The sequence below is a fragment of the Mycobacterium kubicae genome (assembly GCF_015689175.1).
In the GTDB taxonomy this organism is placed as follows: Bacteria; Actinomycetota; Actinomycetes; order Mycobacteriales; family Mycobacteriaceae; genus Mycobacterium; species Mycobacterium kubicae.
This window is the reverse complement of record NZ_CP065047.1, coordinates 5,643,470-5,668,528: the sequence shown is the minus strand read 5'-3', so window position 1 is coordinate 5,668,528 and position 25,059 is coordinate 5,643,470. Positions and strand designations below refer to the sequence as shown.

Below are 25,059 nucleotides of genomic sequence, written 5' to 3'. Positions count from 1 at the left end.
GCGGACCCTCCCGCGCCGATGCCCGAGCCGGTCGTGCAGCCGCTCGAGCCGGGTCAGGTGCTGCGGATCGGGCCGTCAGCCGGAACCGGTACGCCCACAAGGGATTTCAACGTCGGGGCGACGGACCTCTGCGAATTCATGGAGTTCCCAGCAGAAGTGCTGCAGATCTGCGGGGACAGCTTCCCCGGGCAAGGGGTGGGCTTCGGTCGCGACTTCGCACCGATCGCCTTGCGCGTCGACACCGCTTCGGTCGACGACCCCGAGGGTGTGCGCTACTCGGGCGTGATGGGCGTATGGGAGCCGTTGCTGGCCGATCCGACGCCGCCGCAGACCTCGCAGTTGCCCGCCGGAGTGGTGCAGATCAATCGCCGCAACTACCTGATGATCACCACGGCCAGAAACCTCGAGCCGCAGACTTCGCGGCTGGTGACGGCCGAACCCGCGCGCGGACGGTGGCGCACCGTACCGGGCTCGGCGCGCGAACCCGCCTACCAGGACGGACGCCAGACGCAGATCAGCGGTTACTACGACCCGATCCCGACGCCAGATTCACCGACCGGCTGGGTCTACATCGTCGCCAACAGCTTCACCCGCAGGCAGCCGGTGGTGCTCTACCGGGTCACGCCCGAAGCCTTCACCGACCGGGGGCGCTGGCAGGGCTGGGCGGCCGGACCCGACGGCGGTTGGAACAAGCCGCCCACACCGCTGTGGCCGGACCTGGTCGGCGAGATGAGCATCCGCCAGATCGAAGGCCAGACGGTGTTGTCCTACTTCAACGCCAGCACCGGCGACATGGAAGTCCGGGTGGCTCATGACCCGACGCAGTTGGGCACCGCCCCGGTCACCACGGTGGTACAACACGACGACTGGCCCGACCCCGCCGAAAGCCTGCCGGCCCCACAGGACAACCGCCTGGCGCAACCGTACGGCGGGTACATCTCGCCGGGATCGACGCTCGACGAGCTGCGGATTTTCGTCAGCCAGTGGAACACCCGGCCGCGGGAGACCGGCCCGTACCGGGTCATTCAGTTCGCGGTGAACCCGTTCAAGCCGGAGTGATCCGGTCAGCTTCGACGACAGCCTTGATGCGTTCCAGGGTGGTGCGCATGTCGCGCAGGTTGCGCCGCTTGCGCAGAAATCCCAGGAACGAGGTCGCCCGCAACCAGGCCGGCACCGGCACTCGAAACGACTCGGTCACGTCCGTGCCGTCGTCCGTCTGGGTGAATCGGTAATGCCAGGTGTTGACCGCTCGGTCACCGAGCAGCACCTCGAAACCGAACTCACGACCGGGGTCGCAGGCCGTCACCCGGCAGGTGGTCCAGTACACGGGCCCGATCTCGTTGCGCTTGACATGCCCGCGGAAGCGGGCCCCGACCGCCGGCTCGGTGGCACCGTCGAGCCACTCGGCGTCGAAAGTCTCCGGCGAGAAGCGGCCGGTATTGCGGACATCGGCGACCAGCCGCCAGATGGCCATGGCGGGCGCCTGCATGTGGACGGTCACTGCTCCCTGCACTGGCCAATCGTATTCCCCGCGCTCACAGCTGCTACATAAGTTGCGCATAGCGGCCACTACTGGTTTCCCCCGCATCATCTGTCTCATGAGCGAAATTTCTGACACCCCAACTGCGCGGACTTCGACCGCGGTAGCACCTGCGCCAGCCAACGCACCGGCATACCAGACCCCCAAGGTCTTCCGAGCCGCCGCGTGGGTGGCCATCGTCGCCGGCATCGTCTTCATCGTGTCGGTCATCTTCTTCACCGGGTTCCGGCTCGGGATGCACAACGGCGGCGGCCACCACGGCCACCACCACGGGCATCACGCGTTGTGGCACCGTACCGGCGGACCCGGCGGTGGACCCGGCGCCGTAACCGGCGGCGGAGGCCAGGGCGCCAACCCGGGCGCCGGTCAGACCGGTCCCGGTCAGGTGCCCTCTTCGGTGGCGCCCTCGGGCGCGCCGGCCCCCACACCCGGTCGGTAGAACACTTGCAACCAGTAGCCCGGTGCTCGTTTGACGAGCACCGGGCTACATCACTTCATAACAACTTTGTCTTGGTAGCCCTTTACGGTTGCCGCGACCCGGGCCATATTCGAAGGCATGAGTGAAACACCCGAATCCTCAACCCCGCCGCGTCCGGTCGCTACCGAACCCGCGCCGCCGCATCGCGGTCCCGCCTACCTGGAGAAGCCGCCCCGGCTGTACCAGGCCGCGGCATGGGTGGTGATTGTCGCCGGAATCATCTTCATCGCGTCGACCCTGTTCTTCACCGGTGCGATGATCTTCGGTCACCACCATCACCACCACCGCCACCACCATCACGGCATGTTCGCTCCGGGTGGCCCGGGCGGGCCCGGCCCCGGTCCCGGGTGGCAGTTCCGCTACCCCGGCCCACCGCCTCCGGGCATGGGCCCCGGCTTCCCCGGCGGACCGGGCGCTCCGGCCAACGGCGGCCCGGCCCCCGGCCCCAGCAGCGCGACACCCGCACCGGCGAGCCCCGGTCCCAGTACCGCGCCGGCTCGCCCCTAGCGTTTCGGCAAGGCTCGCCTTTCTTGATTCGTTCCAGAATCGGCGCATACTGGGCGCCGTGATCCCCCCTGTCGTCGGCCAGTGCATGTGGTCGGTGCCGTACCGCAATGCTGTTGCCGCCATTGATGTTTCGTTGATTTAGCCCTAGTTGACGAGGAGTACCGCATGACTCAGCCCTACACGACCACCGACGCCGGGGCCCCCGCGCCCAGTGACGATCAGTCGTTGACCGTCGGGCCCGACGGTCCCATCCTGCTGCAGGACCACTACCTGATCGAACAGATGGCCCAGTTCAACCGGGAGCGCATCCCGGAACGTCAACCGCATGCCAAGGGCGGCGGCGCGTTCGGCCACTTCGAGGTGACCAACGACGTCAGCCAGTACACCCGGGCCGCGGTATTTCAGCCGGGGACCAAAACCGAGACGCTGATCAGGTTCTCCACCGTGGCCGGCGAGCGCGGCAGCCCAGACACCTGGCGCGACCCGCGCGGCTTCGCGCTGAAGTTCTACACGTCGGAGGGGAACTTCGACATGGTCGGCAACAACACGCCGGTCTTCTTCATGCGCGACCCGATGAAGTTCCAGCACTTCATCCGGTCCCAGAAGCGCCTGCAAGCCAGCAACGTGCGCGACCACAACATGCAGTGGGACTTCTGGACCTTGTCGCCCGAATCGGCGCATCAAGTGACGTGGCTGATGGGCGATCGCGGGATCCCCAAGACCTGGCGACACATGAACGGCTACAGCAGCCACACCTACAGCTGGATCAACGCCGCCGGCGAGATCTTCTGGGTGAAGTACCACTTCAAGTCGGATCAAGGCGTCGACTTTCTGACTCAAGAAGACGCCGACCGACTGGCCGGTGAGGACGGCGACTACCACCAGCGCGACCTGTACGAGTCGATCGAGCGAGGCGAATTCCCGAGCTGGACGCTCAAGATGCAGATCATGCCGTTCGAGGAAGCTAAGACCTATCGCTTCAATCCGTTCGACCTGACCAAGGTGTGGCCGCACGGCGACTACCCGCTGATCGACGTCGGCAAGTTGACGCTGGACCGCAACGTCACCGACTACCACACCGAGATCGAGCAGGCCGCCTTCGAACCGAACAACATCGTGCCCGGCACCGGCTTGAGCCCGGACAAGATGCTGCTCGCTCGCGGGTTCTCCTATTCCGATGCTCACCGCGCCAGGTTGGGCACCAACTACCGGCAGATCCCGGTCAACGAGCCGAAGGTCCCGGTGCACAGCTACTCCAAAGACGGTGCGATGCGGATCAGGAACACCACCGATCCGGTGTACGCGCCGAACTCCTACGGCGGCCCACACGCCGACCCGGCCCGCGCCGCGGAAATCCGGTGGCAAGCCGACGGCGAGATGATCCGCGCCGCCTACACCCTGCGCGCCGAAGACGACGATTGGAGCCAGGCCGGCACGCTGGTCCGGGAAGTTCTCGACGACGACGCCCGGGAGCGCCTGGTGCACAACATCGTCGGCCACGTGTCCAAAGGCGTGAAGGAACCGGTGCTGTCGCGGGTGTTCGAGTACTGGCGCAATGTCGACGCCGATCTGGGCAAGAAGGTCGAGGAAGGGGTGCGGGCCAACTCGGGCCAGTAGGGCATGATCTTGCCCATGAGCATCGAAGTCGTTTACACCACCGCGTCGACGGCCAGCGGCGGCGGCCGCGACGGCCACGTCAAGTCCGACGACGGCCGCATCGACCTGGACACCCGGCCGCCAAAAGCCATGGGAGGCAACGGCGAGGGCACCAACCCCGAGCAGCTCTTCTCGGCCGGTTATGCGGCGTGCTTCCTGGGTGCGCTGCGGCTGGTGGCGGGCAAGTCCAAGATCAAGCTCGACGACGCCACCACGGTGACCGTCGAGATCGGGTTCGGCAAGGACTCCGACGGCGGCTTCGGTCTCACCGGCACGATCGTGGATTACCTGCCCGGGCTCGAGCAGAGCGTCGCCGACGACTTGGTCGGACAAGCCCATCAGGTGTGCCCGTATTCGAAGGCCACCCGGGGCAACGTCGACGTTGCGGTGTCAGCGAAGGTCTGATGCGCGCAGCCAAGGTGGCGGTCACTCTGGCCATCGGGGGCACGCTGGCGGTCCCGGTAGCCCAAGCCCGCCCGTCGGAGCCGGGGGTGGTGAACTACGCCGTCCTCGGCAAGGGATCGGTCGGCAACATCGTCGGCGGACCGATGGGCTCGGAGTCGACCTTCACCCGGCCGTTCCAGCCGGAATGGGTGGATGCGCCCGAGTGCAACAACTGGGCCGACGTCGGATTGCCCGAGGTCTACAACGACCCGGACCTGGCGTCGTTCAACGGGGCCACCACCCAGACGTCGGCCACCGATCAGACCCATCTGGTCAAACAGGCGGTCGGCGTGTTCGCCACCAACGACGCCGCAGCGCGGGCATTTCACCGGGTCGTCGATCGCACCGTGGGCTGTCCGGGCCAGACCACCGCGGTGCATTTCGACGACGGTTCCACGCAAGTGTGGTCGTTCAGCGGTGGCCCGGCGACGGCCACCGACGAAGCCTGGACCAAGCAGGAAGCCGACACCGACCGCCGTTGCTTCGTTCAAACCCGGCTGCGTGAAAACGTGTTGTTGCAGGCCAAGGTCTGCCAATCTGGCAACGCCGGTCCTGCGGTCAATGTGCTGGCCGGCGCGATGCAAAACGCGCTGGGACAGTAGCGGGTACGGGGACTCCCAGGGCGGCGGGAATATGTCGGTGCGATCTGGAAGATGAAGTGTTGGCGGCTGTCGCTAGGGATAGCCCGCGCAACCTAGGCTGCGAAAGACGCTCGTGGCCCGGAGGGATCGTGACATGACGTTCGGCGCAACCACCGCCGCGGCTTCCCCGCTGGGGAATGCCCGCCGCGATGACGTCGAGATGACCAGTTCGGCGGCCGCCGCGAAATACATCGCGGACGGATGCCTCGTCGATGGCCCGTTGGGACGCGTGGGCCTGGAACTCGAGGCGCACTGCTTCGACCCGGCGGACCCGTCGCGTCGGCCGTCCTGGTCGGAGATCTCCAACGTCGTCGACTGGCTGGGTCCGTTGCCGAACCGCAGCGCGGTCACCGTGGAACCCGGTGGTGCGGTGGAACTGTCCGGACCCCCGGCCGACGGCATCGTCGCGGCCATCGACGCCATGGCCGCCGACCAGGCCGTGCTGGGGTCGGCGTTCGCCGATTCCGGTTTGGGATTGGTGGCCCTGGGCGCCGATCCGCTGCGCCCGCCGATGCGGGTGAATCCCGGGCTGCGCTACCGCGCCATGGAGGAGTTCTTCGGCGCCAGCCACAGCGGGGCCGCCGGCGCGGCGATGATGACCTCGACCGCCTCGATCCAGGTCAATCTGGATGCCGGGCCGCAGTCGGGGTGGGCCGCGCGCGTGCGACTGGCACACGCACTCGGGCCGACGATGATTGCGATCGCGGCCAACTCCCCGATGATCGGCGGCGAGTTCTCCGGCTGGAAGTCCACCCGGCAGCGGGTGTGGGGACAGATGGACTCGGCGCGGTGCGGACCCATCCTCGGCGTCAGCGCCGACGACCCCGGCACCGACTGGGCCCGCTACGCGCTGAAGGCGCCGGTGATGATGGTGCTCGACCCGGACCCGTCGGCGGTCACCGATTACGTGCCCTTCACCGACTGGGTCGACGGCCGGGTGCTGCTGGGCGGTCGTCGACCCACCGTCGCCGACCTCAACTACCACCTGACCACGCTTTTCCCGCCGGTACGCCCGCGCCGATGGCTCGAGATCCGCTACCTGGACAGCGCTCCGGGCGAGCTGTGGCCCGCAATCGTGTTCACCCTGGTGGCACTGCTCGACGACCCGGTCGCGGCCGACCTGGCCGCCGAGGCCGTCGAACCGGTGGCCACCGCATGGGACATCGCCGCCCGCGTCGGCCTGGGTGACCGCCGCCTGCACACCGCCGCCAACCGATGCTTGGCCATCGCCGCCCAGCGGGTGCCCGCCGAACTCACCGACGCCATGCAGCGGTTGATCGTCAGCGTCGAGGCGGGCCGGTGTCCGGCCGACGACTTCTCTGACCGGGTGATCGCCCACGGCATCGCCCCGACCGTGGCCCAGTTGGCGCAAGGAAAGTCGTGACCACGCGTGAGAAGATCGCTGCCGACCTGCAGCGGGCCCGAAACCGCACGCTGCGGCTGGTCGACTTTGACGACGCCGAACTGCGCCGTCAATACGACCCGCTGATGAGCCCGCTGGTGTGGGACCTCGCGCACATCGGTCAGCAAGAAGAACTGTGGCTGCTGCGCGGCGGCGACACGACCAGGCCCGGACTGCTCCCGACGGCGGTGGAGGGACTCTACGACGCCTTTGTCCACGACCGGGCCAGTCGGGTCGACCTGCCGCTGCTCTCCCCGCAGCAAGCACGGTCGTACTGCCAGACCGTGCGCTCGGCGGCACTCGACGCCTTGGACACTTTGGCCGACGACGCCGACGACTTCGCATTTGGCCTGGTCATCAGCCATGAGAACCAACACAACGAGACCATGCTGCAAGCGCTGAACCTGCGGACCGGCGCGCCGCTACTGCAGGCGGCGGCCGCCTTGCCGCCTGGGCAGCCGGATCTGGCCGGCACCTCGGTGCTGGTGCCCGGCGGCCCCTTCGTGCTCGGCGTGGATGCCGCCAGCGAACCGTACTCCTTGGACAACGAACGTCCCGCCCACGTCGTCGACGTGCCGTCCTTCCGCATCGGCCGGGTACCGGTCACCAACCGGGAGTGGCGGCAGTTCATCGACGACGGCGGCTACCACCAGCGGCGGTGGTGGTCAGAGCGGGGTTGGCAACACCGGCAGAGCGCGGGACTCACCGCGCCGCAATTCTGGGGCCCCGATGCCGCGACACGCACCCGCTTCGGTTACGTCGAGGACATTCCCGCCGACGAGCCGGTGCAGCATGTCACCTACTTCGAAGCGCAGGCGTACGCGGCCTGGGCCGGTGCCCGGCTGCCCACCGAGGTGGAATGGGAGAAGGCCTGCGCCTGGGATCCGGTGACCGGCTCGCGGCGGCGCTACCCCTGGGGCAGCGCGGAGCCGACGGCCAAGCACGCCAACCTGGGTGGAGCGGCGCTACGTCCGGCGCCCGTCGGCGCCTATCCGGCGGGCGCCTCGGCCTACGGCGCCCAGCAGCTGCTGGGTGACGTATGGGAGTGGACCAGTTCGCCGTTGCGGCCCTGGCCCGGGTTCGTCCCGATGATCTACGAGCGCTACTCACAACCGTTTTTCGACGGCGACTACCGCGTCCTGCGCGGCGGATCGTGGGCGGTCGAACCGGCCATCCTGCGGCCCAGCTTCCGCAACTGGGACCACCCCATCCGGCGGCAGATCTTCTCCGGTGTCCGGTTGGCCTGGGACGTCTGATGTGCCGTCACCTCGGATGGCTCGGCGCGCAGGTGCCGGTGTCCTCGTTGATGTGGGATCCGCCGCAAGGGTTACGAGTGCAGTCCTATGCGCCGCGCCGGCAGAAGCACGGCCTGCTCAACGCCGACGGCTGGGGGGTCGGCTTTTTCGACGGCCAGATGCCGCGGCGCTGGCGCAGTGCCGCGCCGCTGTGGGGCGAGACGTCGTTCGAGTCGGTGGCGCCGGCGCTGCGCAGCCACTGCGTGATCGCCGCGGTGCGGTCGGCGACCGTCGGCATGCCGATCGAAGTCAGCGCGACCGCGCCGTTCACCGACGGACACTGGTTGTTGTCGCACAACGGTGTGGTGGACCGCACCGTGTTGCCGCTTCGTTCCACGGCTGAATCGCTCTGCGACAGTGCGATATTGGCGGACGAAATCTTCCAGCGGGGAATGGACAGGCTGGGCGATACCATCGCCGAGGTGGGTGCTGCCGACCCGCTCGCAAGATTGAACATTCTGGCGGCCAACGGTTCTCGGCTTGTCGCCACTGCGTGGGGAGACACCCTGTCGATTCTGCGCCGGGCGGACGGGGTGGTGTTGGCCAGCGAACCCTATGACGATGACCCGGACTGGGAGGACGTGCCCGACCACCATTTGGTGGAGGTCACAGGAGATCAAGTCAACATCACCGCACTGGACGGAAAAGGAATCAGATGACGCTGTCGCTGTCCAACCATCTGGCCGAGGACTCGGCTTATCTCGCGCTGCGGCGCGACGTGTTCGACGGCCTGCAGCAAACACCGAAGTCGTTGCCGCCCAAGTGGTTCTACGATTCGGTGGGCAGCGATCTGTTCGACCAGATCACCCGGTTGCCCGAATATTATCCGACGCGCGCCGAGGCGGCGATTCTGCGCGCGCGATCGGTCGACATCGCTTCGGCGAGCGGGGCGGACACGCTGGTGGAGTTGGGCAGCGGCACTTCGGAGAAGACGCGAATGCTGCTCGACGCATTACGGGGGCAGGGATCGCTGCGCCGGTTCGTGCCGTTCGATGTCGACGCCAACGTGTTGTCGGCGGCCGCCAACGCCATTCAGCGCGAGTACCCAGGCGTCGAAATCCACGCTGTGTGTGGTGATTTCGAGGAGCACCTGACCGAAATCCCCGGCGGTGGACGGCGATTGTTCGTCTTCTTGGGGTCGACGATCGGTAACCTCACGCCGGGCCCGCGTGCGCAGTTCCTCGCTACGTTGGCCGCCGTGATGCGCCCGGGAGACAGCCTGCTGCTGGGCACCGACCTGGTCAAGGACACCGACCGCCTGGTCCGGGCCTACGACGACGCGGCGGGGGTGACGGCGAAGTTCAACCGCAATGTGCTGTCGGTGGTCAACCGGGAACTCGACGCGGATTTCGACGTCGATGCCTTCGCGCATGTGGCGCGGTGGAACGCCGAAGAAGAGCGCATCGAGATGTGGCTGCGCTCGCAGCGCCAGCAGCGGGTGCGCGTGGGTGCCCTGGATTTGACGGTCGAGTTTGCCGCCGGTGAGGAGATGCTGACCGAGGTGTCGTGTAAGTTCCGCCCGCAGGCGGTCGACGCCGAGCTGGCCGAGGCGGGGTTGCGTCGCACGCACTGGTGGACCGACGACGCAGGCGATTTCGGATTGTCGCTGGCCGCCAAGTGAGCCGCCCCGACGAGCTGGCCGACCGCTGGCGAGCGGCGCGCCCGCCGTTCGCCGGGCTGCATCTGGACAGCGCGGCCTGCTCGCGACAAAGCTTCGCGGTCCTAGACGCTGTCGCCAAGCATGCGCTGCATGAATCGGAGGTGGGCGGATACGTCGCCGCGGACGCCGCCGCGCCCGTGCTGGATGCCGGACGTGCCGCAGCCGCAAAACTATTCGGAATGCCCGGTGCCGAGGTGGTGTTCACCACCGGCTCATTGCATGCCCTTGATCTGTTGCTGGGCAGTTGGCCGTCCGACCAGCGCACACTGGCCTGCCTACCCGGCGAGTACGGGCCCAACTTGGCGGTCATGGACGCCTACGGATTCGAAGTACGCACGTTGCCTGCCTTGGCCGACGGGCGCCTGGCGCTCGACGATGCGGCCTTTGAACTCGCTGACGACCCACCGGACTTGGTGCATCTGACCCCCGTGGCCAGTCACCGAGGTGTGGTGCAACCGCTGGCCATGGTGGCCAAACTCTGCGGCGAACTCGGGTTGCCACTGGTCGTCGACGCCGCGCAGGCCCTGGGTCAGATCGATTGCGCAGTCGGTGCCGACGTCACGTACTCTTCGTCGCGCAAATGGATTGCCGGGCCGCGCGGTGTGGGTGTGCTGGCCGTGAAACCCGAGCTGATGTCCCAGCTGACCCCGCGGCTGCCCGCACCGCAATGGTCGGCCGAGCTCTCAATCGCACAGCAACTTGGTTTCGGGGAAGCCAATGTCGCTGCGCGGGTCGGGTTTTCGGTGGCGTTGGGTGAGCACCTGGCCTACGGGCCGGACTCGATACGCGCCCGGTTGGCCGAACTGGGCGACACCGCCCGCAGCCTGCTGGCCGATGTCGGCGGCTGGGTAGTGGTGGAGGAGGCCGAAGAACCGAGCGCCATCACCACGCTCGCGCCAGTCGACGGAGCGGACCCCGAAGCGGTGCGCGCATGGTTGCTGGCCGAGCGGGGCATTGTCACCACCTACGCCGCAGTGGCCCGCGCGCCGCGGGAACTGACGGCCCCGGTGCTGAGGATTTCGCCGCATGTGGACACCACGGCGGCGGACTTGGAGGTCTTCGCCGAGGAACTGATCGCCGCCACTTCGGCCACCATGCCTTAGAGATCGGATGCATGGAGCGATCGCTCCTGGCGGACGGTACGGACCTCGGTAAAAAATCGAACTTTTTGGGCACTAAAGACGGTGCTTATTAGGCGCGTGTGCGGTAGCTTGTCGCTCCAATGACGCGCGCCGGCGTTGGGGTCGCGACCCCTGCGGTGGCCCGCGGCTCCACGTTTGAGTCTGCGAGAAAGGCTGCCGAATGAACTTCTCAGTGTTGCCGCCGGAGATCAATTCGCTCCGGATCTTCTTGGGCGCGGGACCCGCGCCGATGCTGGAGGCGGCGGCAGCATGGGACGGACTGGCCAGCGAATTGAGCACCGCCGCCGCATCATTCAACTCCGTAACCGCAGGTCTGGTCGGCGGCTCATGGCAGGGCGCGGCGTCGCAGGCGATGGCTGCGGCCGCGGCACCGTACGTCGGATGGTTGAGCGCAGTCACCGCGCAGGCCGAGCAGACGGCCGCGCAGGCCCGCACGATGGCCAGTGCGTTCGAAGCGGTGCGGGCGGCGACCGTTCATCCGGCGATCATCGACGCCAACCGCGCCGGGCTGCTCTCGCTGGTGCGGACCAACCTGTTCGGCTTCAATACCCCGGCGATCGCGGCGTTCGAAGCGGCTTACGAAGAGATGTGGGCCGTCGATGTGGCCGCGATGTTCGACTACTACGCCCAAGCCGCGGCTGCGGTTTCGACGTTGACGCCGTTCGCCCAGCCCCTGCAAGCGCTGGCGGGTCTGGCATCCCAGGTGGCCAGTGCGCCGGCAGCCGCCGCCGCGCCGGCCGCCGCGGCGACGCGGTCCCTGCAACTTTCCCTCGGCTGGGCCAATGTCGGCGCCGGTGACTTCGGTTTCGGCAACCTGGGCTCCGGCAACATCGGCAACGGAAACTTCGGCTTGTCCAACCTCGGGTCAGCGAATCTCGGCGATTGGAACATCGGCCTCGGTAATCTCGGTACCTCCAACATCGGCTTCGGGAACTTCGGATTCGGAAACCAAGGGTTCGCCAACTCCGGCAACTTCAATATCGGCTTGGGCAACACCGGTAACAACAACATCGGCATCGGCCTCACCGGCAACAACCAATTCGGCATCAATCTGAACTCCGGCGCCGGCAACATCGGCTTGTTCAACTCGGGCACTGGCAACATCGGGTTCTTCAACTCGGGTACCGGAAACTACGGTCTGTTCAACTCCGGAAGCTTCAACACCGGCATCGGGAACTCGGGTATCGCGAACACCGGATTCTTCAACCCGGGCTCGATCAACACCGGCGCCTTCAACGCGGGTGTGGCGAATACGGGTACTTACAATGCCGGCAGTTTCAATACCGGCGACGTCAACCCGGGCTCGTACAACACCGGTAGCTTCAATATCGGCAACACCAACACCGGCTATTCCAACTGGGGAAATTACAACACCGGCGCGTTCAATTCCGGCAACCTGAACAACGGATTCGGCTGGACCGGAGACCAACAGGGCGGGGTTTACTTCGCGGTCACCACGCCAGATATCCAGCTGCCGCCGGTCGACATCTCCAAGATTCTGGTGGGCGCGTTCAATCTGCCGCAGATCGACGTTCCGCCCATCCACATCGGTCAGTTCGTGTCGCCCGAGGCTTTGGTGAGCGCGTTCAAGTTGCCCCAGATCACGGTCCCGCCGATCGACATCGGGCCGTTCCTGTCACCGGTCGCCGCGCTCAGTGCATTCCAGACGCCCGCGATCACGTTGCCGTCGGTGAGTGTGCCGTCCGGCGCGACCTTGGCGAACCTCATGTTGGGTGCGTTCCAGACACCGGCGATCACCTTGCCGTCGATCAGCGTTCCGTCCGGGGCGACGCTGGCGAATCTCGCGGTGGGAGCATTCCAGCTGCCGGAGATCACCATTCCGCCGATCAACATTGCTTCCGGGCAATTACCGCCCATCAGCGTGGGTGGGTTCAGCCTGCCGCAGATCAACACCCCGGCGATAACGGTCCCGGGAATTCAACTGCCCGAGATAACGATACCGGAATTCAATACGCCGCTGATAAAGATCACGCCGTGGAGCTTGCCGTCGATAAGTATCCCCAATTTCACTTTCCCAACAATCAGCTTCCCGGACATCATCATTCCTGGTGGCGACCAGACACTGATCACGCTGCACACCGGGTTCGCGCTGGCACCTGATTACCAAATTCAGCTCGGAAACATCAACATCAATCAGATACTGCTGGGTAGTCAAAACCCTGGCTCCTTCGGCGGCTTCACCTTCCCGAGCATCGGCATCGGACAAATGACCCTCCCGACGCTGAACATCAGCAACAATGGTGGCCCATACACATTCCCGTCCATCGGAATCTCCGGCTTCACCATCCCGGCCCTGCAGATCAACCCCATCAGCCTGCAGCCCTTCGACCTGCCGCAGGTCAGCTGGCCGGCATTCTCGACGCCGCAGCTGACCATCCCGAGGATTTCACTCAGCGACTTCCTGCTGCCGCAACTGAGTTGGCCGGCATTCAGCACTCAGCCGTTCACCATCCCGCCGATCGGCATCGGCGACTTCCTGCTGCCGCAGCTCAGTTGGCCGGCGTTCACGACGCCACAATTCACCATCCCGCCCATCGGGATCGGCACCTTCAATCTCCCGCAACTCGCTTCGCAGGCGTTCAGCCTGCCCCAGATCGGGATTCCGCCCATCTCACTCGGCGCGTTCAACCTGCCGCAGATCTTCTCCGAAGCGTTCGACCTGCCCTCGTTCGGGATCCCGCCCATCTCACTCGGCGCCTTCAACCTGCCGGACGTCTCGATCCCCAGCATCCACCTGTACAGCCAGAAGCTCTTCGAATTCCAGATTCCGCCGGCCCCTGGCTTCGGCAACACCACGGACTCGATCCTCACCTCGTCGGGCTTCTTCAACACCGGTGGCGGCAACGTGTCGGGGTTCTTCAACAACGGCTCGAACGCCTCAGGGTTCTTCACCGGCAACCCGCTGGGACTCAACGGCGTCTCGGGCTACAACGTCTTCGGCGAAATCTCTTCGGGCATCTCTAACTTGGGCGGTGGCGTCTCGGGCATCGGCAACATCGGCACAGCGACCGTCAACAGCTTCGTGTCCGGCCTGGAGAGCATCGGCTCGAATCTCGCCGGAATCTTCCTGCAGAACTACTGAGCCGGTTTGTGCGCCTGCAGCAGATAGGCCGGGAACTTGATGCGGCCCTTCTCGTCGAGGTCGTGCGGCGGGAAGGCGATCGGGGTCTCGGGCACCTCGTTCGGGATCGCCGAGGCGTTGGCGTGGATGAAGGCCGGGCGGATCTCGTCGATCTCCCAGTACTTGCTCACCGCGGCGCGCAACTCCTCCTCGTCCACCTCGTTGGGCTTGGTCTCCAGTTCGGCGGGGAAAGCGCCCTTGGCGAACACCAGCACGTAATAGTTGGCGCCGGGGGCCGCCGCGCGATGCACCGACCGCAGATAGCCGTCGCGTCCCTCCACCGGCAGCGAGTGAAACAGCGTGCTGTCGATGACCGTGGCGAAGCGCCCGTCATAGCCGGTGAACGACGTAATGTCGGCTTGCTCGAAGCTGGCCGTGGTCAGCCCGCGTGTTTGTGCGGCCTTGGTGGCCGCCGCTATCGCGGTCGGGGTGATGTCGATGCCCACCACGGTGTAGCCCTGGGCGGCCAGCGCCAGTGACAATTCGGCGAACCCACATCCGGCGTCCAGCACGTCACTGCGGACCTTCCCCTCGGCGATCAACGCCGCCAGTTCGGGCTGCGGCTCACCGATATTCCAGGGTGGCGGACCCTCGAAGCCGGCTTCTCCCCGGTATGCGCCGTCCCAGTCCATAACCTCAGATGTCATGGCTCCCAACGTACGCGCCGCTAGACCGCCCAGCTGTGCACCGGCTCGTTAGCGTGCATGTGCTCGCAATACCGGCGCAGCATCTCGGCCAGCGCGGCCGGGCGGGTCAGCCCTCCCTCTTCGAGGGCCGCCACGGTGGCCACCTGCCAACTGGCGCCGTTGCGCCCGGTCTTGGCCCGTCCCTCGATCACCCCGAGGAAGCGCTCGCGCACCTCGACGTCGACCCCCCACCGGCGCAGACCGTCGTCGGCCATGGGCAGCAAGGCGTCGAGCACCAACTGGCGCGCGCTGACCTCCCCGGTCTCCGGCCAACGCATGCGCGCGTCGATGCCGTCTTTGGCCGCGGCCAGAAAATTCTCCTGTGCCACAACGAAATCCATGCGCGTCCACAACGGAGAGTCGGCTTCGGCCAGGGTGCGCAGCAGGCCGTAGTAGAAGGCCGAGTTGGCCAGCATGTCCACCACGGTGGGCCCGGCCGGCAACACCCGGTTCTCCAGCCGCAGGTGCGGGCGTCCGTCGACCACGTCGTACACCGGCCGGTTCCACCGATAGACGGTGCCGTTGTGCAAACGCATCTCGGACAGTTGCGGAGTGCGGCCGGCGGCCAACTCCGCGGCCGGGTCCTCGTCGGACACCTCGGGCAGCAACGACGGGAAGTAGCGGACGTTCTCCTGGTACAGGTCGAGCACCGAATCGATCCAGCGTTCCCCGAACCACACCCGCGGTCGTACGCCTTGGGTCTTCAGTTCCTCGGGCCGGGTGTCGGTGGATTGGGCGAACAGCTCGATACGCGTTTCGGCCCACAACCGATGGCCGAAGAAGTACGGCGAATTGGCGCCGAGTGCCAACTGTGGTCCGGCCAGCACCTGGGCCGCGTTCCAATGCGCCGCGAAATCGCCCGGCGACACCTGCAGATGCAATTGCATGCTGGTACAAGCGGATTCGGGAGCGATGGAGGCCGCCTGCCAACTCAGCGGCTCCGGACCGGAGATGTTGATCGGAATGTCCTCGCCGCGGGCGTTGAAGATCGACTCGTTCAAGGCGGTATAGCGCGTCGACTCGCTCATCCAGCCCTCGTCGAGATGCTCGGGCATCAGGGTGGGCAAGATGCCGATCATGACGATGTGACTGCCGCGGGCGTTGGCCTTCTGCTCGGCGTCGTTGAGGCTTCTGCGTACCTCATCCTCCAGGTCCAGCCCGGTGTGTCCGGGAAGCGGCCGTGGCGGAACGTTGAATTCGATGTTGTAGGCGCCCAACTCGGTTTGGTAAGCCGGATCGGCAATGGCGTCCAGCACGCGCCGATTCGACATGGCGGGCTGGTAATCGGCGTCGACGAGGTTGCACTCGATCTCCATGCCGGTAAGCGGGCGATCGGAATCGAAATTGGACCGCTCGAGCATCGTCTCGAAGACGTCCAAGCACAGTTGCACCTTGCGCCGGTACTCCCGCCGATGTGTGCGGTCATACGTGGTGCGCTTGACCTCTTCGCCCACACTGCGATGCAACAGGTTTACCGACCGCGACGCAACTACGCGCATCATGGACCATTACATGCAGTGTCGTATGTCACTAGCGAGGAGAGCCGTTGCCCGAGTCCTGTGAATTCGTAGCCGCCATCGATCAGGGCACGACCAGCACGCGCTGCATGATCTTCGACCACGACGGGGCCGAAGTCGCCCGTCATCAGCTCGAGCACGAACAGATCCTGCCGCGCGCCGGCTGGGTCGAACACGACCCCGTGGAAATCTGGGAACGCACGTCGTCGGTGCTGATGTCGGTGCTGAACCGGGCCAATCTCACTGCCAAAAACATTGCGGCGCTGGGCATAACCAACCAGCGCGAGACGACCCTGGTGTGGAACCGGCGCACCGGACGGCCCTATTACAACGCGATCGTCTGGCAGGACACCCGCACTGACCGCATCGCCTCGGCGCTGGACCGCGACGGCCGCGGCGAGGTCATCCGCCGCAAGGCCGGCCTGCCGCCGGCCACCTACTTCGCCGCCGGAAAGCTGCAGTGGATTCTGGACAACGTCGACGGGGTCCGCGATGCCGCGCAACGAGGTGACGCGCTGTTCGGCACCGCCGACAGCTGGGTGCTGTGGAATCTGACCGGCGGCCCGCGCGGCGGCGTGCACGTCACCGACGTGACCAACGCCAGTCGCACCATGCTGATGAATCTCGAGACGCTGGACTGGGACGACGAGTTGCTGTCGTTGTTCTCCGTGCCGCGCGAGATGCTGCCGTCCATTCAGCCGTCGTCCCCGGTGCTGCCGTACGGCGTCACCGTCGATACCGGTCCGGTGGGCGGTGAGGTGCCGATCACCGGGATGCTCGGCGACCAGCACGCGGCGATGGTGGGGCAGGTGTGCCTGGACACCGGGGAAGCGAAGAACACCTATGGCACCGGCAACTTTCTGCTGCTCAATACCGGCGAACAGATCGTGCGGTCCGACAACGGGTTGTTGACCACGGTGTGTTACCAGTTCGGCGACGCCAAACCGGTCTATGCGCTGGAGGGTTCGATCGCGGTGACCGGGTCGGCGGTGCAGTGGTTGCGCGATCAGTTGGGGATCATCAGCGGCGCCGCGCAGAGCGAGGCGCTGGCGCGTCAGGTCGACGACAACGGCGGGGTGTACTTCGTGCCGGCGTTCTCCGGGCTGTTCGCCCCGTACTGGCGATCGGATGCGCGCGGCGCCATCGTCGGGTTGTCCCGGTACAACACCAACGCGCATGTGGCGCGCGCGACGCTGGAGGCGATCTGCTACCAGAGCCGCGATGTGGTGGATGCGATGGCGGCCGATTCCGGGGTGCGCCTCGAGGTATTGAAGGTCGACGGCGGCATCACCGCCAACGACTTGTGCATGCAGATCCAGGCTGACGTGCTGGGGGTGGACGTCGTGCGGCCGGTGGTCGCCGAGACCACCGCCCTGGGCGCGGCCTACGCGGCCGGGTTGGCCGTCGGGTTCTGGGACGACCCGTCCGACCTGCGCGCCAACTGGAAGGAAGACAAACGCTGGACGCCGGCGTGGAGCGACGATCAGCGCGCCCAGGGTTATACCGGCTGGCGTAAAGCCGTCGAGCGCACCCTGGACTGGGTCGACGTCTCCTGACCCCCATGCCGCGAGCGTGCGTGTCTGTACAGCGACACGCCGGCAGAGCCGGCATTCTGCGCACGCTCGCGGCACACCGGGAGTGACTATTCCTCGCCGAGGATGCCGTAGATCTCCCGGCGGGCGTTGTTGACGATGTCGACGATGCGCTGCTGCTGCTCGGCGCTGGCGGTGTGCGCCGACTGTGCGACGGCCCCGAACAGCTGTCCGACCGCGGACCGCAGATTCAGCTGGCCCGGATCGACGCCCTCGGCGATCTCATCCCACGGGGGGCTGACCACTTTCTCGGCGGCGCCGCGCCCCTCGTCGGTCAGTTCGAACAGCTTCTTGCTGCCGTCGGACTCGCTGGCCCTGATCAGGCCTTCGTCGCCGAGTAGCTGCAGCGTCGGGTAGACCGAGCCGGGGCTGGGCCGCCAGATGCCGTTGCTGCGTTCGGCGATCTGCTGAATCATCTCGTAGCCGTGCATCGGCCGTTCGGCCAGCAGGACCAGGATGGCCGCGCGCACGTCGCCCCGCCGGCCGCGGCCGCCCCGCCGAAAGCCGCCGCGCCCTCCGCCCGGGCCCCCGAAGGGTCCGAAGCCGAAGCCGCCGCCGAAACCGGGCCCGAAACCGGGGCCGAAGCCCATCGGCCCGTCGTGGCCGGCGGCCTGGTCGCGCAGGTGCTCGAAGAATTCTCGTTTGGCGTGTCGCTTCGCGTCATGCAGAGCGCGCCGCTGAGCGGGGCCCGGCCCGAAACCGAAGCCGGGACGCCCACCGAACGGCCCGCCGGGAGGAATGAATGGGTTGTGCATGAGTGTCTCCTTGAGTTCTCTGAAGAAAGCGCCGAGTGCGACGCCCTCGGGTGTGTTACCTATGCATCACGATATATCGCTAACTATCGCTTCGCAATGTGGACTTCGGGCGCCGGGAGCGTCATCGCCGGTTTGCATCGCCCCGCGGCGGGGTAGCACCTGAGCAATGAACGGCGAGAATCACCACCTCACGTTGCCGACCGGTCCGGGCAGCGCCACGCAGCCGAGGCCGGGTGAGGGAGAGCCCGGCGTGGGAAATCGATCGTGGGTCAACTGGGTGTTGGCCCTGTTGACGGTGCCGGGCGCGGCGATCGTGATGTTGTTTGCGCTTGGGGCGGTGATGAGCACCGACTCCTGCATCGACAGCCAGTGCTCCAATCTGGGTGCCGGTGTCAACTTCGACGTGCTGTTCTACGGCCCGCCCTTCGTGGCCCTGGCGGTCATCGTCACCTCGGTCTTCACCGCCAAGAAGCGGGCCGGCATTGCGGTACCGCTGTGCGGGATAGCGCTGTTGATTGCCGACGTCGGCTTGCTCGCGTTGTCAGTGCAGCACTAGCTCGGGGGCGAGAAGCCGCCGGTGTTCGGCGGTTGCGGCGGTGGTCCGGGCTGTGCGGCGGCCGCCGGCCACGGCGACGGTTGCTGCCCCGGCCAGGGCGCGCTGCCGGGCGCCATGGGCGTGGGCCACGGCGTCGGTTGAGGCGCCACGGGCCGCATGCGGGCCAGTTCCCGGCGGTGACGTTCGGCGAGGACGGCCGCGAGCACCAACTGCGGCGGTACCCCGGGAGGTGGTGGCGGCGCGATGTGCGACAGCACATCGCTGGCGATCCGGTAGGCCATCTGGTCGCGCAGCGCTGGGGCGAGTTGTGGGGCGCGAGACAGGAATTGGCGGGCGACTTCGGCTTGCCCGGCGGTGAGCCCGGACAGCTGCAATGAGGACGCCCACCAGGTGAGTGCCGGCGGCATCAGCGGTGGCGGACCCAACCGGGGACCGCGTTCGCTGACGACGACGGTGCCGGCGAAGATGTCACCGATGCGCTTGGCTTTCGGCGACAAGATGCTGCAGATCACCGCCGGGCTTCCGAACAGCATCCAGATCTCCACCGACGACGCGAGCGCGCGAAACAGGGCCTGCCGGAACCGTTCCGGGCCGCCGTCGTCGGACACCACGCGCAGACCCATCACGATCTTGCCCACCGAACGTCCGCGCGTGGCGGTTTCCCAGCCCAGCGGATAGCCGATGACCACCAGCACCGTGAAGATGATCAGGAACGCGACCGTCAACGCTTCGTCGAACTGGCTCAGCGTGGCCGCCCACAACATCAGCCCGAGCAGATAACCGATGAACATGACGAAGATGTCGATGAGCGCGCTCACTGCCCGCACCGGCAACTGGGCGATCTGGACGTCCAGGACCACCGCGTCCCCGGTCACCACCTCCGACATACTCCGGAACGGTACAGGCTTTGCCGAGCTGGTCCGCTGGACTGGATCGGTAGGCTGCGCAGGGTGGACGTCGACGCGTTCTTGCTGACTCACCGCGCCACGTGGGATCGGCTTGACCAGCTGATCAAACGCCGTCGCTCGTTGAGTGGCGCGGAGGTCGACGAGCTCGTCGAGCTCTATCAGCGGGTGTCCACGCATCTGTCGATGTTGCGGTCGGTGTCGTCGGACTCGCTGGTGGTGGGGCGGCTTTCCAGCTTGGTGGCGCGGGCGCGCTCTGCGGTCACCGGCGCCCATGCGCCGCTGTCCAGCACGTTCGTCCGGTTCTGGACGGTCTCCTTCCCGGTGGTCGCTTACCGGACGTGGCGGTGGTGGCTGGCCACCGCCGTGGTGTTCTTCGCCGTCGTGGTGGTGATGGGCTTCTGGGTGGCCGGTAGCCCCGAAGTGCAGTCCCTGGTCGGAACCCCCACCGACATAGACGAATTGGTCAATCACGACGTGAAGTCCTATTACAGCGAGCACCCCGCGGCGGCGTTCGCGCTGCAAGTCTGGGTGAACAATTCGTGGGTGGCAGCCAAGTGCATCGCCATGTCCGTCGTTCTCGGACTGCCGATTCCGGTGGTGCTGTTCCAGAACGCCGCCAACCTGGGTGTCATCGGTGGGCTGATGTTTCAGGCGGGCAAGGGTGGCCTGCTGCTGGGATTGCTGCTCCCGCACGGATTGCTGGAGCTCACGGCGGTGTTCCTGGCGGGCGCAAGCGGGATGCGGCTGGGTTGGTCGGTGATCGCGCCCGGGGACCGGCCGCGCGGTCAGGTGCTCGCCGAACAAGGCCGCGGGGTGGCCTCGGTCGCGGTGGGTTTGGTGGCCGTGTTGCTGGTCGCCGGTCTCATCGAAGCGATGGTGACCCCTTCACCCTTGCCGACGTTCGTGCGGGTCGGCATCGGTGTGCTGGCCGAGGCGGCGTTCCTGTCCTACGTCGTCTACTTCGGTCGCCGCGCCGCCCGGGCGGGGGAAACCGGCGACATCGAAGACGCCCCCGACGTCGTGCCGACCGCCTGACGCGGGGCAGCGTTACAGCCGCCCCGTCGCCTTCATCGCCAAATAGCGGTCGGCCAGACCGGGCGCCAGTTCGGTGGGCGGTTCGTCCACCACCTCGACGCCGTCGCGGCGCAGTCGCGAGGCGATAGCGCGCCGGTCGTTGCGGGCTCGTTCGGCCGCTGCAGCGTCGTAGACCGCTGCCGCGTCGGAACGTCCGAGGGCCAACTCGTCGACGCGGGGGTCAGCGACCGCGGCGACCAGCACGTGATGCTTGGTTGACAACCGCGGCAGCACGGGCAGCAGCCCCTCGTCGAGCGCGGTGGCATTGAGGTCGGTCAGCAACACCACCAGCGAGCGCCGCCGGGTGCGCCGCGCGATGGTGGCAACCATTGCGCGCCAATCGGATTCGACGAGGGCCGGCTCGAGCGGGGCCATCGCGTTGACCAGCTGGGCCAGTAGTTCGGTGCGCGACGCGCCGAACACGCCGGCCCGGCTGACCCGGTCGTGGGCAAGGAAATCGACATGGTCCCCGGCGCGGGACGCCAGGGCCGCCAGCAGGAGGGCGGCGTCCATGGCCCAATCCAGCCGGGGCCAGCCGGCGGGGTCGGCGGCGGTGGGGTCCACGCCGACTCGTCCCGCGGCCATGCGTCCGGTGTCGAGCACGATGACCACCCGCCGGTCGCGTTCGGGCCGCCAGGTGCGAACCATGACGTCGGCGCGCCGGGCGGTCGCGCGCCAGTCGATGGAGCGAACGTCGTCACCGACGACATACTCACGCAGCGAATCGAATTCGGTTCCCTGCCCGCGGATCAGCGTGGGCAGCAATCCGTCGATCTCGCGAAGTTTGGCCAACCGCGACGGCAGGTGCTTGCGCGACAGGAAGGGCGGCAACACCCGCACCGTGCCGGGCACCGACTGCGAGCCCTGCCGTCCTGCCAGGCCCAGCGGACCGATCGAGCGCGCGGTGACCACCGCGGCACGCTGGTCGCCGCGACGCACCGGCCGCAGTGCGGTGTCCACCCGCTGGTGTCCGCCGGCGGGCAGGGTGAGCCGGTGGGTACGCGGCTGCGCCCGCGCGCTCGGCGGCCAGGCGTCGCGCACCTGACCGCGAAACCGGCGCCGTCCGTCGTTGTGGATCTCCAAGCCGGCGTCCACCGGCTGGCCCAGGCGTGCCGAAGAGTCCGGCGACCGGGCATAACGCAGGTTGCGAGTACTCGCCGCCAACCCGACGTCGACGGCCACAGCCGCCGCCAGCACCACCAGCAGGACCGCGAAAGCCCTTGCCGGCCACGGTGACACTGCGATCGGCAGCACACACAGCAGCGCCAGTAAGCCGGTGCGTCCGGTCAGGACCACTAGCGGGGCACCGCCACCGAGGCCAGGATGCCGTCCAGCACACCGTCGGGCGTGGCGCCTTCCAGCTCGGCTTCGGGCCGCAACATCACCCGGTGCCGCAGCGTCGGACGGGCCATGGCCTTGACGTCGTCGGGAGTGACGTAGGTACGCCCGGACAGCCAGGCCCACGACCGTGCGGTGCCCAACAGCGCGGTCGCCCCGCGCGGCGACACTCCCAACTGCAGCGCGGGCGAGGAGCGGGTGGCCGCGACGATGTCGACGATGTAACCCAGCACCTCGTCGGCGACCAGCACCTGGCGCACCGCCTCGCGGCCGGCGGCCAGTTCGGCCGGTCCGGCGACCGGACTGATCCCGGACAGATCGCGGGGATCGAAGCCGTGTGCGTGCCGGCCCAGGATGGCGATCTCGGCGTCGCGGGCCGGCAGGCTGACATTCAGCTTGAGCAGGAACCGGTCGAGTTGGGCTTCGGGCAACTGGTAGGTGCCCTCGTATTCGATCGGGTTTTGCGTGGCGGCGACGATGAACGGGTCCGGCAGCGCTCTGGGCTCGCCGTCGACGCTGACCTGACGCTCCTCCATGGCCTCGAGCAGCGCCGCCTGCGTCTTGGGCGGCGTGCGGTTGATCTCGTCGGCCAGCATCAAGTTGGTGAACACCGGTCCGGGTCGGAAGGCGAACTCGGCGGTGCGCGCGTCGTAGACCAGCGATCCGGTGACGTCACCGGGCATCAAGTCGGGAGTGAACTGCACCCGCTTGAACTCCAGCTGCAAGGCCGCGGACAGGGCACGGATCATCAGCGTTTTCGCCACGCCGGGAACGCCTTCCAACAGCACGTGGCCGCGGCACAGCAGCGCGATGACCAGGCCGCTGATCACTCCGTCCTGTCCGACGACGGCCTTGGCGATCTCGGTGCGTAGCGACAGCAGCGCCTCACGCGCCGAGTCGGCGGTCGGCGTCTGGGCGGGCGGGGACTGTGTCACGAGTGGGTGACCTGCCTTTCGATGTCGTCGAGCGCACGGGCAAGTTGTAGCAAGTCGCTGTCGGTGGCCGGTGGCGGGCCGAAGAGGTGGTAGCGGACGAACTCCGGATCGGCGCCGCTGCGCTGGGCGATCGTTGCCACCACCGCCGGCGGTGCCGCGCCCGCGCCGACGCCGAGGCGGGGCACCAGGCGCTGCAATGTCGCGGTCCGCAACGCGTCGGCGGCGCGGTCGCGGGCCCGCCGCGACCGGTAGAGCCGGCCGCGGCCCTCCACGGTCTCCGAGGCGCGCACCACGACGGGCAGCTCCTCGGCCACCAGCGGACCGACTCGGCGACCCTTCCACAGCGCCACCAGGATGACCACCAGCCACAGCTGCCAGACCATCCAGGTCACGTTCGCCGGAATCAGGTCGAAAATCGAGGTGGCAGAGGACTTCTCGCCTTCGATGCGCTGCGGTGCGAACCAGATCACCCGGGGGCGGTCGCCCACGAGGTTCATCGCCAGCGCCGCATTGCCCGCCTGGAGCAGTCCGTCATTGGTCATGAACTTGCTGCTGCCCACGACGGTAACGGTTCGGGTGCCGGTGCTACCCGAGTCCCGATAGCGGACCAGTGCACCGCCGTAGCAACTGGTCACCGGGATATTGCCGCTGGCCTCGTAGGTGTCGCTCGGTCCGAAGCTGACCGGTCCGGCCCGGGTGGCTTCGCGCAGCGAACAATTGGGCTGACTGTCGAAAGGATCGGCGGATCCGATGCGCAGGCCCGGGGTGAGTGCCGCGCGGGTTCGCGAGGTGGGGTCGACGAGCAACAGGTCACCGGGTGCTTTCGCCAGGCGGTCGAGAAGCGCCGTGTCGGTGAGGTATTGACTCTGGGCCACCAACAGCAGCGTGTCGGGACGCGCGGCGTTCTCCACGTCGGCGACGGTGTTGGCCACCACGACCTCCACCCCGGCGTCACGCAGCAGCGTCACCAGGGCGTGCGCGCCGGACGAACTGGTGGATTCGGGGTCCATCGTCCCGCCGGGTCGCGGTGCGGTCAGGTACGTGGTGAGGGCGGCGACCACGGTGATTGCCGCCAGCGCCAGCAGGATCGCCCGCCACGGCCGACGGCGCTGCGCCGGTTCCACCCGGGCGGCGGTCACCGGACTTGCGCCCATGAATCCGGGGCGATGAGTTTGTGGCCCGCTGAGTGCGTGGCCGGTGTGCGGGATCGCAGGTGGTCGTCGAGGTCGGCGATCATCTGGTAGGCGGCTTGGGTACCGGGCCGTTCGCCGTATGTGACGTCGTTGAATGCGGTTGCCGCTTCGGCCAATTCGCCCGCTAGGTGGGGTATGGCCGCGCCGGCATCGGAAGCCAACTCGTTGGCGGTGCGCCCAGGTGTCGGATCGAGCACCCCGGTCTCTTCGAGCTGGCGAGCGACGGCGCGCAACCGGTGCCGGATCGCCGCGGCCCAGTTACCCTCGGCGGCATAGCTTTCCGCGGTGGCTCGGTGCTGCGCTGCGGTGAGCTGACCGGCGTCGAAGAGTTGATGGTCACCGCCGCGGTGGGTCCGCATGGTGTTGCGCGCGATGTGGACGCCGACGATGACGGCGATCACGAGCAAGATGAGCAGCACGGTGACGGTGAACCACCCGCCGGACACCTGCGAGCCCTTCTCCAGCAACCGGTACAGCAGCTCATTGATCCAGTCGCTGAACGCCTTGGCGGGGGAGTCCTTTGGGTAGATGGGTTTGTTGAGCTCACGCTGCGCGGCCTGATGGGCGGCATCGCGGTCAATGTCGATGGAAGGCACTA

The 25,059-nt window shown here is 67.2% G+C and carries 24 protein-coding genes; 15 read left to right on the top strand and 9 right to left on the bottom strand.

Features of this window, described 5'->3' with window-relative positions; translation table 11 throughout:
* Positions 1-18: 18 nt before the first annotated feature.
* Positions 19-1,059, top strand: coding sequence for a DUF4185 domain-containing protein (locus I2456_RS26565; RefSeq protein ID WP_082965719.1), 1,041 nt, complete (start codon positions 19-21; stop codon positions 1,057-1,059).
* On the opposite strand, the gene I2456_RS26560 is transcribed toward I2456_RS26565, so the two are convergent.
* On the bottom strand, positions 1,046-1,513 hold the full coding sequence (locus I2456_RS26560) for an SRPBCC family protein (protein WP_085074713.1): 468 nt from the start codon (positions 1,511-1,513) through the stop codon (positions 1,046-1,048). The genes I2456_RS26565 and I2456_RS26560 overlap by 14 nt on opposite strands.
* Before the next feature lie 85 nt (positions 1,514-1,598).
* On the opposite strand from I2456_RS26560, the gene I2456_RS26555 reads away from it, so the two are divergent.
* The 11 genes from I2456_RS26555 to I2456_RS26505 all read left to right on the top strand — a co-directional run bounded on the left by I2456_RS26555 (position 1,599) and on the right by I2456_RS26505 (position 13,868).
* Complete coding sequence (locus I2456_RS26555) at positions 1,599-1,979, top strand: hypothetical protein (protein WP_068034354.1); 381 nt, start codon at positions 1,599-1,601, stop codon at positions 1,977-1,979.
* A gap of 117 nt (positions 1,980-2,096) precedes the next feature.
* Entirely contained in the window at positions 2,097-2,525 is a 429-nt protein-coding gene (locus I2456_RS26550; protein ID WP_068034357.1) for a hypothetical protein, read from the top strand.
* A 165-nt stretch (positions 2,526-2,690) separates the two neighbouring features.
* Positions 2,691-4,142: a catalase gene (locus I2456_RS26545; protein WP_085074712.1), complete on the top strand. Its 1,452-nt coding sequence runs from the start codon at positions 2,691-2,693 to the stop codon at positions 4,140-4,142.
* 15 nt (positions 4,143-4,157) lie between these two features.
* Positions 4,158-4,586, top strand: coding sequence for an organic hydroperoxide resistance protein (locus I2456_RS26540; protein WP_174814213.1), 429 nt, complete (start codon positions 4,158-4,160; stop codon positions 4,584-4,586).
* Positions 4,586-5,227, top strand: a complete 642-nt coding sequence (locus I2456_RS26535; RefSeq protein WP_068158253.1) for a sensor domain-containing protein — start codon at positions 4,586-4,588, stop codon at positions 5,225-5,227. Before I2456_RS26540 ends, I2456_RS26535 begins: the two co-directional genes overlap by 1 nt.
* A 133-nt stretch (positions 5,228-5,360) precedes the next feature.
* A complete protein-coding gene (gene egtA / locus I2456_RS26530; RefSeq protein WP_085074710.1) occupies positions 5,361-6,650 on the top strand; it encodes an ergothioneine biosynthesis glutamate--cysteine ligase EgtA in 1,290 nt (429 codons plus the stop codon).
* Positions 6,647-7,924, top strand: coding sequence for an ergothioneine biosynthesis protein EgtB (gene egtB, locus I2456_RS26525; RefSeq protein ID WP_085074709.1), 1,278 nt, complete (start codon positions 6,647-6,649; stop codon positions 7,922-7,924). Before egtA ends, egtB begins: the two co-directional genes overlap by 4 nt.
* Positions 7,924-8,622 carry an ergothioneine biosynthesis protein EgtC gene (gene egtC, locus I2456_RS26520; RefSeq protein WP_085074708.1) on the top strand — a complete coding sequence of 233 codons (699 nt, stop codon included), beginning with the start codon at positions 7,924-7,926 and terminating at the stop codon, positions 8,620-8,622. Before egtB ends, egtC begins: the two co-directional genes overlap by 1 nt.
* Positions 8,619-9,584, top strand: coding sequence for an L-histidine N(alpha)-methyltransferase (egtD, locus tag I2456_RS26515; protein ID WP_085074707.1), 966 nt, complete (start codon positions 8,619-8,621; stop codon positions 9,582-9,584). Before egtC ends, egtD begins: the two co-directional genes overlap by 4 nt.
* Positions 9,581-10,726, top strand: a complete 1,146-nt coding sequence (gene egtE / locus I2456_RS26510; RefSeq protein ID WP_085074706.1) for an ergothioneine biosynthesis PLP-dependent enzyme EgtE — start codon at positions 9,581-9,583, stop codon at positions 10,724-10,726. Before egtD ends, egtE begins: the two co-directional genes overlap by 4 nt.
* 199 nt (positions 10,727-10,925) lie before the next feature.
* Complete coding sequence (locus tag I2456_RS26505; RefSeq protein WP_085074705.1) at positions 10,926-13,868, top strand: PPE family protein; 2,943 nt, start codon at positions 10,926-10,928, stop codon at positions 13,866-13,868.
* On the opposite strand, the gene I2456_RS26500 is transcribed toward I2456_RS26505, so the two are convergent.
* Complete coding sequence (locus I2456_RS26500) at positions 13,862-14,554, bottom strand: class I SAM-dependent methyltransferase (RefSeq protein WP_085074704.1); 693 nt, start codon at positions 14,552-14,554, stop codon at positions 13,862-13,864. The genes I2456_RS26505 and I2456_RS26500 overlap by 7 nt on opposite strands.
* 20 nt (positions 14,555-14,574) lie before the next feature.
* Positions 14,575-16,047, bottom strand: coding sequence for a glutamate-cysteine ligase family protein (locus tag I2456_RS26495; protein WP_085074729.1), 1,473 nt, complete (start codon positions 16,045-16,047; stop codon positions 14,575-14,577).
* A 92-nt stretch (positions 16,048-16,139) separates the two neighbouring features.
* On the opposite strand from I2456_RS26495, the gene glpK reads away from it, so the two are divergent.
* Positions 16,140-17,666, top strand: coding sequence for a glycerol kinase GlpK (gene glpK / locus I2456_RS26490; RefSeq protein ID WP_085074703.1), 1,527 nt, complete (start codon positions 16,140-16,142; stop codon positions 17,664-17,666).
* 86 nt (positions 17,667-17,752) lie between these two features.
* Here the strand turns inward: glpK and I2456_RS26485 are convergent, their stop codons facing one another.
* Positions 17,753-18,457, bottom strand: coding sequence for a PadR family transcriptional regulator (locus tag I2456_RS26485; RefSeq protein WP_068156418.1), 705 nt, complete (start codon positions 18,455-18,457; stop codon positions 17,753-17,755).
* A gap of 166 nt (positions 18,458-18,623) precedes the next feature.
* Here I2456_RS26485 and I2456_RS26480 point away from each other — a divergent pair, with 166 nt between their 5' ends.
* A complete protein-coding gene (locus I2456_RS26480) occupies positions 18,624-19,013 on the top strand; it encodes a hypothetical protein (RefSeq protein ID WP_068034382.1) in 390 nt (129 codons plus the stop codon).
* On the opposite strand, the gene I2456_RS26475 is transcribed toward I2456_RS26480, so the two are convergent.
* Positions 19,010-19,900, bottom strand: coding sequence for an RDD family protein (locus tag I2456_RS26475; RefSeq protein WP_085074702.1), 891 nt, complete (start codon positions 19,898-19,900; stop codon positions 19,010-19,012). The two genes, I2456_RS26480 and I2456_RS26475, sit on opposite strands and share 4 nt — an antisense overlap.
* A gap of 63 nt (positions 19,901-19,963) precedes the next feature.
* Here I2456_RS26475 and I2456_RS26470 point away from each other — a divergent pair, with 63 nt between their 5' ends.
* Positions 19,964-20,956, top strand: coding sequence for a stage II sporulation protein M (locus I2456_RS26470; RefSeq protein ID WP_085074701.1), 993 nt, complete (start codon positions 19,964-19,966; stop codon positions 20,954-20,956).
* A 12-nt stretch (positions 20,957-20,968) separates the two neighbouring features.
* On the opposite strand, the gene I2456_RS26465 is transcribed toward I2456_RS26470, so the two are convergent.
* The 4 genes from I2456_RS26465 to I2456_RS26450 are packed head-to-tail and all read right to left on the bottom strand — an operon-like array spanning position 20,969 to position 25,057.
* Positions 20,969-22,291 (bottom strand): DUF58 domain-containing protein, encoded by a 1,323-nt coding sequence (locus I2456_RS26465; protein ID WP_068034389.1) that lies wholly within the window; start codon positions 22,289-22,291, stop codon positions 20,969-20,971.
* Positions 22,291-23,268 (bottom strand): AAA family ATPase, encoded by a 978-nt coding sequence (locus I2456_RS26460; RefSeq protein WP_085074700.1) that lies wholly within the window; start codon positions 23,266-23,268, stop codon positions 22,291-22,293. Before I2456_RS26460 ends, I2456_RS26465 begins: the two co-directional genes overlap by 1 nt.
* Complete coding sequence (locus I2456_RS26455) at positions 23,265-24,422, bottom strand: DUF4350 domain-containing protein (RefSeq protein ID WP_085074699.1); 1,158 nt, start codon at positions 24,420-24,422, stop codon at positions 23,265-23,267. The genes I2456_RS26460 and I2456_RS26455 overlap by 4 nt, the downstream gene beginning before the upstream one ends.
* Positions 24,404-25,057 carry a DUF4129 domain-containing protein gene (locus I2456_RS26450; protein WP_068156435.1) on the bottom strand — a complete coding sequence of 218 codons (654 nt, stop codon included), beginning with the start codon at positions 25,055-25,057 and terminating at the stop codon, positions 24,404-24,406. Before I2456_RS26450 ends, I2456_RS26455 begins: the two co-directional genes overlap by 19 nt.
* Between the last annotated feature and the right edge of the window lie 2 nt (positions 25,058-25,059).